Origin of the sequence: Anaerotruncus rubiinfantis, assembly GCF_900078395.1 — a bacterium.
GTDB lineage: Bacteria > Bacillota > Clostridia > Oscillospirales > Ruminococcaceae > Anaerotruncus > Anaerotruncus rubiinfantis.
This window is the reverse complement of record NZ_FKLA01000007.1, coordinates 181,578-193,842: the sequence shown is the minus strand read 5'-3', so window position 1 is coordinate 193,842 and position 12,265 is coordinate 181,578. Positions and strand designations below refer to the sequence as shown.

The 12,265-nt window shown below is 59.3% G+C and carries 13 protein-coding genes; all 13 read right to left on the bottom strand.

The features are described from left to right. Positions 1–1,281, bottom strand: a complete 1,281-nt coding sequence (gene rsmB, locus BN4275_RS01845) for a 16S rRNA (cytosine(967)-C(5))-methyltransferase RsmB (protein ID WP_066453008.1) — start codon at positions 1,279–1,281, stop codon at positions 1–3. Positions 1,282–1,302: 21 nt separating this feature from the next. After that, entirely contained in the window at positions 1,303–1,986 is a 684-nt protein-coding gene (locus tag BN4275_RS01840; RefSeq protein WP_066453006.1) for a zinc metallopeptidase, read from the bottom strand. 30 nt (positions 1,987–2,016) lie between these two features. Continuing rightward, the gene (fmt, locus tag BN4275_RS01835) at positions 2,017–2,940 is read right to left on the bottom strand and encodes a methionyl-tRNA formyltransferase (RefSeq protein WP_066453004.1); all 924 of its coding nucleotides are present in this window, start codon (positions 2,938–2,940) and stop codon (positions 2,017–2,019) included. Positions 2,941–2,944: 4 nt separating this feature from the next. Beyond that, on the bottom strand, positions 2,945–3,427 hold the full coding sequence (gene def / locus BN4275_RS01830; RefSeq protein ID WP_066453001.1) for a peptide deformylase: 483 nt from the start codon (positions 3,425–3,427) through the stop codon (positions 2,945–2,947). Positions 3,428–3,491: 64 nt separating this feature from the next. Next, entirely contained in the window at positions 3,492–5,942 is a 2,451-nt protein-coding gene (priA, locus tag BN4275_RS01825) for a replication restart helicase PriA (protein ID WP_066453000.1), read from the bottom strand. Between the two features lie 116 nt (positions 5,943–6,058). After that, a complete protein-coding gene (coaBC, locus tag BN4275_RS01820) occupies positions 6,059–7,252 on the bottom strand; it encodes a bifunctional phosphopantothenoylcysteine decarboxylase/phosphopantothenate--cysteine ligase CoaBC (protein WP_066452999.1) in 1,194 nt (397 codons plus the stop codon). Between the two features lie 14 nt (positions 7,253–7,266). Continuing rightward, positions 7,267–8,454: a hypothetical protein gene (locus BN4275_RS01815; RefSeq protein ID WP_066452997.1), complete on the bottom strand. Its 1,188-nt coding sequence runs from the start codon at positions 8,452–8,454 to the stop codon at positions 7,267–7,269. Between the two features lie 8 nt (positions 8,455–8,462). Next, the gene (locus BN4275_RS01810; protein ID WP_066452995.1) at positions 8,463–9,914 is read right to left on the bottom strand and encodes a hypothetical protein; all 1,452 of its coding nucleotides are present in this window, start codon (positions 9,912–9,914) and stop codon (positions 8,463–8,465) included. Positions 9,915–9,993: 79 nt separating this feature from the next. Next, entirely contained in the window at positions 9,994–10,209 is a 216-nt protein-coding gene (rpoZ, locus tag BN4275_RS01805; protein ID WP_242863533.1) for a DNA-directed RNA polymerase subunit omega, read from the bottom strand. Then, entirely contained in the window at positions 10,206–10,394 is a 189-nt protein-coding gene (locus tag BN4275_RS01800) for a nucleoside/nucleotide kinase family protein (RefSeq protein WP_066452993.1), read from the bottom strand. Before BN4275_RS01800 ends, rpoZ begins: the two co-directional genes overlap by 4 nt. Before the next feature lie 54 nt (positions 10,395–10,448). Further along, positions 10,449–11,066: a guanylate kinase gene (gmk, locus tag BN4275_RS01795; protein ID WP_066452990.1), complete on the bottom strand. Its 618-nt coding sequence runs from the start codon at positions 11,064–11,066 to the stop codon at positions 10,449–10,451. Then, the gene (gene remA, locus BN4275_RS01790) at positions 11,059–11,319 is read right to left on the bottom strand and encodes an extracellular matrix/biofilm regulator RemA (protein ID WP_079987995.1); all 261 of its coding nucleotides are present in this window, start codon (positions 11,317–11,319) and stop codon (positions 11,059–11,061) included. Before remA ends, gmk begins: the two co-directional genes overlap by 8 nt. Positions 11,320–11,334: 15 nt before the next feature. Continuing rightward, on the bottom strand, positions 11,335–12,213 hold the full coding sequence (locus tag BN4275_RS01785; RefSeq protein WP_066452988.1) for a YicC/YloC family endoribonuclease: 879 nt from the start codon (positions 12,211–12,213) through the stop codon (positions 11,335–11,337). Between the last annotated feature and the right edge of the window lie 52 nt (positions 12,214–12,265).

Below are 12,265 nucleotides of genomic sequence, written 5' to 3'. Positions count from 1 at the left end.
TCACCGTTTTCTGAGGACGGATACAAAGAATCCGTCAGTATCCACCGTTTCCCCGGTGTAGGTTTCCTGGTTTTCAAGGGAGAAATCCGGATGTTCCCCGCAAAAAAGCGCAACGACCCGTTCATTTTCTTCGGGGAGCAGCGTACAGGTCGAATAAACGAGCGTACCACCCGCCTTTAAATAGTGTGCGGCGGTTTGGAGAATTTTATACTGGATCCCCGGAAGGTTCTGGATGCTTTCCATCGGTTTATACTTGATTTCCGGCTTGCGGCGGATAATTCCAAAACCGGAGCACGGTACATCACAGAGCACCCGGTCAAAGCTGCCGAGCGTTTCATCAAAAACAGCCGCGTCCCCCGCCGAAGCCGAAACGATTGTGAGGCCGAGCCGTTTCGCGCCGCCGGCAACCAGCCGGGCACGCTTTTCATGCAGGTCGCGCGCGACGACTTCCCCCTGGTTTCCCATCAGCTCGGCAATCGTGAAGGTCTTGCCGCCGGGCGCGGCGCACAGGTCAAGCACCCGTTCACCGGGCAGGGCGCCGAGCGCCGCCGCCGTGAACTGCGAGGCCTTGTCCTGCACATGGAAAAGGCCGTCCCGATAGGCCGGGAGCGTTTCGACCGCAAATTTTCCCTCCGCCAGAAGGCATCCTTCCGGCGCCGGTTCGGGAATTGCCCGCACGCCTTCGGCCTCGAGCCGGGCAGCGAGCGCCCGCGCGGTGGTTTTCACCGTGTTGGCGCGCAGGTAAATGGGGGGGCGGCCAAGCGAGCCCGCAAGCATGCGCAGCGCGGTCTCTTCGCCGTAGGCCGAAAGCCAGCGTTCGATGAGCCAGGCCGGGCAGGAGTATTCCACCACGAGCTGTTCGGCCTTGCCGCCTCTGACGGGCGGAATCTCCTTCCCATCGCGCAGGAAGGAACGCAGCACGCCGTTCACCATGCCGGAGGCCCTTGCCGCGCCGAGCGCTTTCGTCAGGCTGACGCTCTCATTCACAGCCGCGTAGTCGTCCACGCCGTCCATGTAAAGCAGCTGGCAAAGGCCGAGCTGCAAAGCTGCCCGCACCGTCTGATCGAGCCTTTCGGGCGGACGGGAGCAGTATTTGCGCAGAATGTGGTCGAGCGTGAGCATCCGCTCGAGCGCGGTATAGAAAAGCGCCGAAGCAAAGGCCGCGTCACGTGGGGAAAGCCTGTTTTTGGCAATCAGCGGCTCGATCACAAGGTTTGAGTAGGCGTTGGCGGAATACTGGCGCATCAGCGCCTGCGCCGCCGTGCAGCGTGCATCTTTCATCAGTTTGTTCCCATCTGCATGTTAGTCGCGGCGATTGCGGGAAAGCAGCACCAGCCGCAGGAGCTGCATGATTGTCACGAGCAGCGCCGCCACATAGGTGAGCGCCGCTGCCTGCAACACCTTCTTGGAGCCGCGAAGCTCGTTCGGTTCCAGAAAATGGTCGTTTTCGAGCGTGGCGAGCGCGCGGGACGAAGCATTGAACTCGACCGGCAGGGTGACAAGCTGGAATATCGCCACCAGTGAGAAAAGCAAAAGGCCTATATCAATAAGCGGCCCGTAGGACAGGAGCATCCCAATAATGATGAGCGGGATCGACAGCTTCGAGCCGAAGTTTGTGACCGGGATGATCGCGTTTCGGAAGATGAGCGGCGTGTAATGGGTGGCATGCTGCACCGCGTGCCCACATTCATGCGCCGCCACGCCGAGCGCAGCCACCGAGCTGCTCGAATAGACGTTGTCCGAAAGGCGCACAACATTCGCGCCCGGGTCATAATGGTCGGTCAGCTCCCCGCGGATGTGCTCGATGCGCACATTATAAAGCCCGTTGGAATCGAGAATCCGCCGGGCCGCATCCGCGCCGGTCAGCCGCCGGGAGGAATGAACCTGGGAATATTTGCGGTAGGTGCTGCTGACCGTTGCCTGCGCCCACGCCGCAAGCAGCAGGGCCGGGACAACCAGGATCAGATAGTAATAATCAAAAAACATAAAATAAAAATCTTCTCCTTTCCGGTGCGTTTACAAGCCGAGCTTCGCGCCCTTCATGACCGGGTGCCCGCGCAGATAATCCGCCGCCGCCATCCGGCGGCTGCCTTCGGCCTGGATTTCCAGAAATTCCACCGCGCCTTCGCCGCAGGCAACGACCAGGCGCCTGCCGTCTTCAAGCACTTCGCCCGGAGCACCGCTGCCTTCAGCGGTTCGCGTCCTGTGCACCTTGAGCGTTTTGCCGTCCAGGGTGGTGTGCGCAACCGGCCACGGGGACATTCCGCGCACGAGGTTATGAACCTCGCGGGCAGACTTTGTGAAATCGATTTTCGCGTCCTGCTTGGTGAGCATCGGCGCATAGCAGGAAAGCGAATCGTCCTGCGGCGTGCGCCTCGCTTTTCCCGCCGCGATAAGCGCCACCGTTTCGGAGAGCGCCTCGGCGCCAAGCACAGAAAGCCGGTCAAACAGCTCGCCCGAAGTTTCTTCCGGGCCGACCGGGGTTTCTTTTTTGAGGATCATGTCGCCGGTATCAAGCCCTTCGGCCAGATACATGGTGGTCACGCCGGCGGTTTCGTCCCCGTTTAAGACGCTCCACTGGATGGGGGCCGCGCCGCGGTAACGGGGCAGCAGCGAGCCGTGGACATTGATGCAGCCGTACGGCGGCAGGTCGAGGATGTCCTTGGGCAGGATGCGCCCAAACGCCACCACGACAATCAGTTCCGGCTTCAGCTCCCGCAGGATCTGAAGCGCCGCGCCGTCCTTCATCTTTTCCGGCTGGTACACCGGGAGGTTTCGCTCGAGCGCCAGCTCTTTGACCGGCGGCGGGCAGAGCTTCATGCCGCGGCCTTTCGGCTTGTCCGGCTGGGTAAAGACGCCCGCAATCTCGTGCCCATCCGCGATGAGCCGCGCCAGGCACGGCACCGCGAAGTCGGGGGTTCCCATGAAAACGATGCGCATGGGGTCATTCCTCCTCTTGGGATTCTTCCATTTCCTCCGGAGTCAGCATCCGGTCGGCACGGTCGATAAACAGGATTCCATCCAAATGGTCGGTTTCATGGCAGACCGCCACCGCGAAATAGTCCTCCGCAGGCAATTCGATCTCTTTGCCATGGCGGTCCTGTGCTTTGACGACCAGTTTCTGCGGACGGTGCACCATGCCCCACTCGCCCGGCACCGAAAGGCAGCCCTCGCCGCCGTACTGATCCCCTTCCGTTTCGGTGATCACAGGGTTTACAAGCTCGACAAGCCCGTCGCCCACGTCGATCACCACAACCCGGCGCAGGATGCCGACCTGCGGCGCGGCAAGCCCCACCCCGTCGCTGTCACGCATCGTTTCGGCCATGTCGTCTAAGAGCATCCAGAGCCGTTCGTTGAAATCGGTGACCGGGCGGCTTTTTTTTCGCAGCCGCTCGTCGCCGTTTTTTAAAATATTACGAAGTGCCATTAGAAAGAATCCTCCTTAGCATGATCAAATTTCTTTTATCGAATGGCGCTGTGCGCCAGAAGCGTCAGATGCTGTTTTCATACCGCGGGTCGATCGAGAGGGAGACCTGGCGGTTTTCGTTCTGGGAATAATACCATTCGACCACCTTCCACAAAAATTCCCGTGTGCGGGCGTTGCAGCTGCATTTGATCGCCATACGCCATCGAAATTTGCCTGCAATTTTTAAAATCTGGCTTTCACACGGACCGAGCACCCGCAGCGGCAGGTCCGGGTATTCATTCTTCGCCACCTCAGCCAGCTTTGAGAGAAAGCGCCGCGCCGCGTCCCGCACCTGTAGATTGGCAAGGCCCGAGAAACCCACGCCAATCATATCGCAGTAGGGTGGGTAGAGATGGATGCGGCGGCTTTCGATCTCGGTTTCATAAAATGTGTCGTAATCCTGTGCCGCCGCCAGCGCGATCACCGGGTTTTCCGGCGTGAAGGTCTGGATATACGCCCGGCCGGCCTTTTCGGCGCGTCCCGAGCGGCCCACCACCTGGGTGAAAAGCGAGAACGCCCGCTCGAAACTGCGGTAGTCCTGCGCATAGAGGGACGCATCGGCCGAAAGCACGCCGACCAGCGTCACATTCGGAAAATCGAGTCCTTTGGCCACCATCTGTGTCCCGATTATTATATCATATTTTCCAGCGGAAAAATCTGCAAAATGTTTTTCATGTGAAAATCGCGACATGGTGGTATCCATATCCATCCGCAAAATCCGCGCGTCCGGGAAGATCGCTTCCAGTTCTTCCTGTACCTTTTGGGTTCCCGCGCCCGAAAAACGCATAAAACGGCTCCCGCAGTTGGGGCACAGGTCGTCCGGCTTCTGGATGTGCCCGCAGTAGTGGCACATCAGCCGGCCGTTCGCGCTGTGATAGGTCATCGCAACCGAACAGTTCGGACAGGTCGCCACCGTCGCGCAAACCGCGCACTTGACAAGCGTATTGTAGCCGCGCCGGTTTAAAAGCAGGATCGATTGCTCGCCGCATTCGAGATTATACCGCAGCTGGTCGATAAGCTCGCCTGAAAGGGATGAGGAGGCCGCCTCAAGCGGCTGGGTGGACATATCAAGAATGGTCACATCCGGCAGCTTTGCCGCGCCGTAGCGGGTGCGCAGAGCCAGCAGGCGGTATTTCCCCTGCCTGGCCCGGTAAAAGCTCTCGACACTCGGCGTGGCCGAAGCGAGCAGCAACAGGCATTTATGATAGGCCGCGCGCACACGCGCCACATCGCGCGCGTGGAAACGCGGGGATTTTTCGGATTTATAGGAGCTTTCCTGTTCCTCATCCATGACGATCAGCCCGATTTTTGCAAGCGGCGCAAAGACCGCGCTGCGGGTGCCGACCACGATGTCGGCTTTGCCGTCACGGATGCGTTTCCATTCATCCATCCGCTCGCTCATGGAAAGGCCGCTGTGCAATACCGCGACCCGCCCGCCGAAATACCGGTGGAACCGCTCGATCGTCTGCGGCGTGAGGGAAATTTCCGGCACCATGACGATTACGCCGCGGCCGGATTCCAGCACTTCTTTGATCGCGCGCAGGAAAACTTCGGTCTTCCCGCTGCCAGTCACGCCATAGAGCAGCGCCGTATTGGCTTCATCCTTTGTGGTCATCGCGCAGATTTCCTCATAGGCGGCCTGCTGTTCTTCCGAAAGCCGGATGCTGCCGATCTCAGCGGTGATGCCGGTGTTTGCATAGGGATTGCGATAAATTTCCCGCGTAAAAAGCTGCACAACTTCGGCCTTGACCAGCCGGTCGATCACCGTCTTTCCCACAGCGGCAAAATAGCAGATCTCTTTGACCGAGGCCTGCCCCACCTGCAAAAGCAGTTCAATCACCGCCTTCTGGCGGGCTGTGATCTTCACAGTTACATCCGAAAGTTCCCCGATCCCGTCCGCAAGCCGGGCCATCACCAGTTTTTCATCGAGAATGCGCTGCCGGACCTCCTGCGATTTGAGTACAATCTCCCGCTCGCAGAGCGCACGCAGCGCAGGCGCTTCCGGCGCGATTCCAAGCGCGGCGCAGAGGGTTTCCTCCCGCACCGGCCTGCCGCGGCCTGACAGATAATCAAAGACCTGCCGTTCATCCTGCGGCGCGTCCTCCGAGATGGACGCGTCCTTCGCCAGCTCATAGGTATATTTGAGCGCCACGCCGATGCCGGGCGGCAGCAGCGCGCGCACCGCGTCAAAATAGCCGCAGAAGGTCGTGTCGCGCAGATAGCGCGCCAGCAGCACCATTTCAGATGATAAAAGCGGTTTTTCATCGATAAGCGACGCGATCTTTTTAAGCCGCGCGGTATTTTCCCGCTCGATGAGTTCGAGCACCAGACCGAACCGGGTCCGGTTGCCCGCGCCAAACGGCACGACCACTCGACAGCCGGGCCGCACCGGCATTTTTTCCGGAACCAGGTAGCTATATGGCTTATCAAATTGCAGCGTGGCGTTCTCCACCACAACATTCGCGATGAGCGGCATCCCGGTCCCTCCTTTCGATCACTTCACACCCCGTGCAAACGGCGGGTTTGCCCGCGGCAGCCGCCGCGCCGGGCTATGCGCCCGGGGCCGGGCCTTCGGCCCCGCCGGCAAACCCGCTATCCCCGGTAAATCGCAAGCAGCCGGTCGAGTAGCGCGTCCGCGACCATTTCCTTTTCCATCAGCGGCAGGCGTTCCGTATTTTCGCGCGTCAGGATGGTCACCAGATTCGTCTCGGTCCCAAAGCCCGCGCCCGTTTCCCGCAGGCTGTTCGCCACGATCATGTCGGCGTTTTTGCGTTCCAGCTTCTGACGGCTATGCTCGATGAGATCCTTCGTCTCCATCGAAAAGCCGCAGAGTACCTGTCCGGGGCGGCGATGCTCCCCAAGCCACGCAAGGATATCCTGCGTACGCTCAAGGGGTATCTCCATGCCTCCCTCAGATTTTTTGATCTTTTCCGTTGCGGCGTTCACCGGACGGTAATCGGCCACCGCCGCACACTTGATGATGATATCCGCCTCTTCGCAAGCATCCTTTACGGCTTCGAACATCTCGGCGGCGCTCACAACCGGCACCACATCCACACCGTCGGGCGGCGTGAGCGAAACCGGGCCGGATACCAGTGTGACTTCGGCGCCGCGCCGCCGCGCCGCCGCCGCGACCGCATAGCCCATCCTGCCGGTCGAGTGGTTCGAGAGGAACCGCACCGGGTCAACCGCCTCCCGGGTCGGCCCGGCCGTGACAAGCACCCGCACGCCGAGCAGATCCTGCGGCGTAAGCGCCCGACGCACCGCTTCAAAGAGCACCGCCGGGTCCGGCAGTCTGCCGCGCCCCACATCCCCACAGGCGAGATGCCCGCTGCCCGGGGCGACGATATCCACGCCGAAAGCGAGCAGCGTCTGTAAGTTCCGTTGGGTGATGGGGTTATCGTACATGCCGGTATTCATGGCAGGCGCGACAATCTTCGGGCAGGATGCCGCCAAAATGGTGGTGGAGAGCATGTCGTCCGCGATGCCCGCCGCCATCTTGGCGATGAAGTTGGCCGTCGCGGGCGCGACCAGAAACACGTCCGCCTTTTTGGCCAGCGCGACATGTTCGACATTATATTCGAAATTGCGGTCGAAGGTATCGACTGACACCCGGTTATTCGTGAGCGTTTCAAAGGTGAGCGGCGAGACAAACGCGGTGGCGTTCTTTGTCATGATCACATGCACATCCGCCGCGGTCTTCGAAAGGTCGCTCGCCAGCTGCGCCGCTTTATAGGCCGCGATCCCTCCGGTCACGCCGAGCAGGATCGTTTTTCCTTCAAACATCCTGTTTCCTCCTGTCATTCGGTTTTTGTTCGGACCACATTGCCGGCCCAGCTGTAACGCACCGGCAGATATGCTGCCTCGTCGTTGTGGTAATAGGATACGGTAAATTCCTCTGGACCAGTCATCTCCAGCGGAATCGAAAATGCACCGTCCGCCGAAGCGAAGATCCCTTCTCCGCAGTCCGCCTGCTCCACCTGCCCGTCCTCCATCACCGAAAAGAGCAGGTAGCTCCAAATGCTGCTGGAGGCCGGCTGTCCGATGGTGAAATCCGGGTTGCCGTCGCCGTTAAAATCCTCCACCAGCAGCTCAAATTCAGCGGGGAAATTGAGCCTGCGCCAAGACGGGTTCGCATCATCCCTGTCCGCCAAAATTGGGCAGGTAAAGGTGAGCGGGCCCTTGGTGGAGCGGATCTGATAAGTCCCCTCATAGTTTGTTTTAAACGTAAACGCCGAAGGAACAAATCCCGGCGAACGCACATCGTAATAGACGCCGTCAATCATCTCGAGCGCGATCTCCACCACGCTCCCGTCGATGAGCGTGGCCTTTCCTCGTCCGACGGTGTATGGGAACCCAAGCTCCCGCGGCGCGGAAAAATAGCGCTCCTTGTAGGGAAGGTACTGGAAATTGAGCCCGTCCGCGCCAATATTTATCTGACCTTCCAGATGGTCGAACACCCAGGAGTCTTGCGCCTTTCGGTAAAAACTTCTGCGCCAGAAGCCTTCGAGCAGCGGATCGTCTCCGGTGTACCGTTCCAGAATTCTCAGAAATTCACTGTCCATCCACCGGTCCTCCGGCTTTTCATAGGAAACGGTCTCCACATCCGCTTCGGCCACTTCGATTCCCTCGTGGTAGACGGTCGGGAAAAAGAATCCGGACGGCACAATCTGCAAGGTTTCAGCGGTTCCGTCCGCGTCGCTGTCAAAGAATACCCGCCAGATCTCCCGCCATAGGTTTTCCTGCGCGCTGTCCGCCGTCTGGCCGCCGTAGCACTTTTCGAAACGGCGCAGGCTCGTTTTTCGGCTGCCCCCGCCCGCCTGCACCAGGCCGACGACGCATTCCTCGGTTTCGGAAAGGATCTTTTCCGCATCCGCAAGGTCAAACGGCTCTCTGGTCACCGTCTTCGCGGATTCCTCCGGCTTCGCGCCACAGCCGCTGAAAAGCAGCGCAAACATCAAAATGCAGCACAGTGCACGTTTCATCATTCGTTTCCTCATGTAATGCTGTCGAGCGGCATCACCCGGTAATTCCACCAGTTGTTTTCCACTTCCGTCTCGAACAGCCCGTGGGTACCCTGCGGATTGATCGCGCGGATGCACTGCCAGTCAATCCATGGGACATCGAGCTTGACCGGCTGCGCATCGCCGTCGGTGTAGCTCCAGCATTCGCCCGTCCAGTAGCCGCCGTCCGCGTCCTGTTCAACCCATTCCACCGTATAGAGGAACCGCACCCGGCCGTCCTTCGTCAGACTGGTGGTCCGCAGTCCAAAGTTGCCGTCGTAATTGTCCCAGCGGCGATCGTCGTAATCGCCCGGCGTGAAAGTGGTTTCTTTTCCGCTTTCGAGATCGTATCGGTGAAAGGTTGGCAAAAGCATCTCGTTCTCGGTCACCCAGCTTGTATAATCGTAGTGGCTGCCGTCGGTTGGATAGTCCACCTTGAGCTCGTTATGCCGTACCAATTCGGTCTGTTCGCCCGTTTCGGGGTCTGCAAGCCAGACCTGGGTTCCCCATTCGGAATCGTCAGGGTTCTGCGCAGAACCGCTGTTCCAGTCACGATAGAGCAGCATCCGATCGCCGAACGGCTCGAAACGGTAGAAATCGTTTTTTTCGAAAACCTGCCGGCGTTCGCCGGACGCCGTGAGCATAAACAGAGCGGAAGTGTTGATGCTGGTGTCCTGGGACCCGACCTCTTTGACAGTCGAAGCCCGGTAGTAGAGCGTGCCGTCCTGCGCCTGACATTCGCTGATCCCATAGGAGCCGGAATTCCCGACTGAATAGCCCGCCCGCTTGAGCAGGCGGAAATCCTCCACCATTGTGAGTTTCCCAGTTTCGGCATCACAGAGCGCAAGCAGTGCGCCGGTATTCATAGCGAAGGTGTCCGGCCCGAGCCAGTAAACTTCAAGCGAATAGAAGTCCTCATAGACGTCGTTGACATTCTGGGCCTGTTCCGGCGTGAGTTCGTGAAATTCCCGCTCCAGCTTCCCGTCCAGGCTATAAAGCTGCGCATTGGTCAGCTTCCACGCGCCGTCCGGCCCATCCGGGCGCGCAATGCGCGAGAGCGTTCCTGTGCGCAGAATGTATTTTTCACCCGGCCAGAGGAAAACTTCCTCCTGCGGCCCCACGGGTCCGCCACATTGCGCAGAACTGATTTTCCGGTTTTGCAGATCGACCCGGTACATCGTGTTGCCGCAGACAATCTGCACGGCCTGTCCATCCGGTTCCCACCCGCACTGGCTGCCATATGGATTTCCCGCATACCACAAATTCAGCTGTGCGCCGCTCTCCTCCTGCTCGGAATCCTTCGCTTCGGCTTCCTCCGGCGCCGCCTGTGAAATGGCTTCGGGCACAGACATCTGTACGGACGAACCTCCCGCCGTGCGGCTTTCACAGCCAAATAGCAGCAGGACCGTCAACAGCACAATCCCCCCAAAACAGGTCCGCCTCATTGTAAAATCCCCCATTTCAAAATCCACGCGCAGAAAACAAAACAAGCCCTGCGAAAAACAGGGCTGCTTTGCAAAAGGCTTATATCAGGTCATGGCAGACCGAGCTGCCCAGCTTGCATTTGCCGTTGGCAAATTCTTCGACCGCCCGTTTGACCGGTTTCTCTTCGGTGAGGGAATGAATCTCCTCGTCCTCCTCCGCGATGTCACGGGCACGTTTCGCAACAGCCACCACAAAACTGTAATAATTCTCACCCGGTTTTATAATGGAAGCCATCGATGGTCTGAGCATGCTCATACTTCTTCTACCTCACTTATCTGCTTAATGAAATCCTTCATGTATTTGGTCCGGCAGCGGGACGCTTCAATCACAGCCGCAAGCTGCGCACCCGCGGTTTCCAGACTGTCGTTGACAATCGCGTATTCGTATTCCCCCGCGTATGAAAGTTCCCGGCGGGCCGCCGCGAGCCTGCGCGCGACCACCTGCGGCGGTTCGGTCCNGTTTTATAATGGAAGCCATCGATGGTCTGAGCATGCTCATACTTCTTCTACCTCACTTATCTGCTTAATGAAATCCTTCATGTATTTGGTCCGGCAGCGGGACGCTTCAATCACAGCCGCAAGCTGCGCACCCGCGGTTTCCAGACTGTCGTTGACAATCGCGTATTCGTATTCCCCCGCGTATGAAAGTTCCCGGCGGGCCGCCGCGAGCCTGCGCGCGACCACCTGCGGCGGTTCGGTCCCGCGGCCCTGCAGCCGCCGCTTGAGTTCCGCATAGGAGGGCGGCAGGATAAAGATAAAGGCGGCGTCCGGGAAGCTCTTTTTGATCTTCATGGCGCCCTGTACCTCGATCTCCAAAACGACGTCCCTGCCCGCGGCAATCTTTTCCTCCACCGCCGCGCGCGGGGTCCCGTAGTAGTTCCCACTGTATTCGGCATATTCGAGCAGGCCATCGCTTTTGATGAGCTGCTCGAACCGTTCCCGTGTGATAAAGCTGTATTCCACCCCATCGGTCTCCCCCGGGCGCGGCGCGCGCGTCGTCACCGAAACCGAAAGCGCCGCGTCAGGATGGCTTTTCAGGTACGGGGCCAGCAGCGTCCCCTTGCCCACGCCGGATGGCCCGGAATAGACAATCAGCATCCCGCGGTTACTCATCCTCATCTTCCTCGTCATCCTCATCCACCAGGCGGTTCGCAACCGTCTCCGGCTGGACGGCCGACAGGATCACATGGTCCGAATCGGTGATGATCACCGCGCGGGTACGGCGGCCATAGGTGGCGTCCACCAGCGTTCCGCGGTCGCGCGCGTCCTGTATGATGCGTTTGATAGGGGCCGATTCCGGGCTCACGATCGCAACCAGGCGGTTCGCACACACCATGTTGCCGAAGCCAATGTTGATCAGTTTCACGCTTGCTGCCTCCCTTTATTCGATGTTCTGGATCTGTTCACGGATTTTTTCGATATTGCTCTTGATGTCGACAACCACCTGCGCGATTGCGACATCCTGCGCCTTGGAACCGATGGTGTTGGCTTCGCGGTTCATCTCCTGCACAAGGAAATCCAGCTTCCGGCCGATCGGCTCCTCATGGGTCAGGATCTCCCGGAACTGGGCGATATGGCTTGTCAGGCGCACCGTCTCCTCATCCACCGCAACACGGTCGGCAAAGATCGCGGCCTCGGTGATGATCCGGCTTTCGTCGATCTGGCGGTCGGCAAGCACTTCATGGATCTTCGCAGTAAGCCGTTCGCGGTAGGCTTCCACCGTCCGCGGGGACTGCTCCACAACAAGCGCCACCTGCTGTTCGATGCTTTCAAGCCGGTCCAGCAGGTCGTTTTTCAGCCGCTCGCCTTCGGCGGCGCGCATGGCGACAAACCGGGCCGCCGCCGCGTCCGCAACCGGCCTGACCGCCGCCCAGACAGCTTCCTCGTCCTCAAGGGGTTTGCGCACGGTAAAAATATCCGAAAAATGGGAAACAGTGGAAAGTGAAAGGTCGTCAGTCAGGGAGAACTGCTCGCCCAGCCCGCGCAGGGCTTTGACATAAGCGCCGGCCAGCTCGGTATTGATTTCCACATCGACATTGCCGCCCTCCACTGTTTGGATGGCAACGCCGACCTCCACCTTGCCGCGTGAAATCTGCCCCTGCAGATAGCTTTTCAGCTTTTCTTCCAGATATCCGTATGCGCGCGGCACCCGGGCGGAGAATTCAAAAAAACGGTGGTTAACCGATTTGACCTCCACTGTGATATCCCGTCCGTCCAGCGTCTGTTGGGCACGTCCGTAGCCTGTCATGCTCTTGATCATCCGTGTTACAGCCCCTCGTTTTTCTGCCCGGGGATATACGCCGGGCGATACT

Excerpts from the sequence above, each read along its gene's own strand:
- rsmB (WP_066453008.1), bottom strand. The coding sequence starts at position 1,281 with ATGAAAGATGCACGCTGCACGGCGGCGCAGGCGCTGATGCGCCAGTAT.
- BN4275_RS01840 (WP_066453006.1), bottom strand. The coding sequence starts at position 1,986 with ATGTTTTTTGATTATTACTATCTGATCCTGGTTGTCCCGGCCCTGCTG.
- fmt (WP_066453004.1), bottom strand. The coding sequence starts at position 2,940 with ATGCGCATCGTTTTCATGGGAACCCCCGACTTCGCGGTGCCGTGCCTG.
- def (WP_066453001.1), bottom strand. The coding sequence starts at position 3,427 with ATGGCACTTCGTAATATTTTAAAAAACGGCGACGAGCGGCTGCGAAAA.
- priA (WP_066453000.1), bottom strand. The coding sequence starts at position 5,942 with ATGCCGCTCATCGCGAATGTTGTGGTGGAGAACGCCACGCTGCAATTT.
- coaBC (WP_066452999.1), bottom strand. The coding sequence starts at position 7,252 with ATGTTTGAAGGAAAAACGATCCTGCTCGGCGTGACCGGAGGGATCGCG.
- BN4275_RS01815 (WP_066452997.1), bottom strand. The coding sequence starts at position 8,454 with ATGATGAAACGTGCACTGTGCTGCATTTTGATGTTTGCGCTGCTTTTC.
- BN4275_RS01810 (WP_066452995.1), bottom strand. The coding sequence starts at position 9,914 with ATGAGGCGGACCTGTTTTGGGGGGATTGTGCTGTTGACGGTCCTGCTG.
- rpoZ (WP_242863533.1), bottom strand. The coding sequence starts at position 10,209 with ATGAGCATGCTCAGACCATCGATGGCTTCCATTATAAAACCGGGTGAG.
- gmk (WP_066452990.1), bottom strand. The coding sequence starts at position 11,066 with ATGAGTAACCGCGGGATGCTGATTGTCTATTCCGGGCCATCCGGCGTG.
- BN4275_RS01785 (WP_066452988.1), bottom strand. The coding sequence starts at position 12,213 with ATGATCAAGAGCATGACAGGCTACGGACGTGCCCAACAGACGCTGGAC.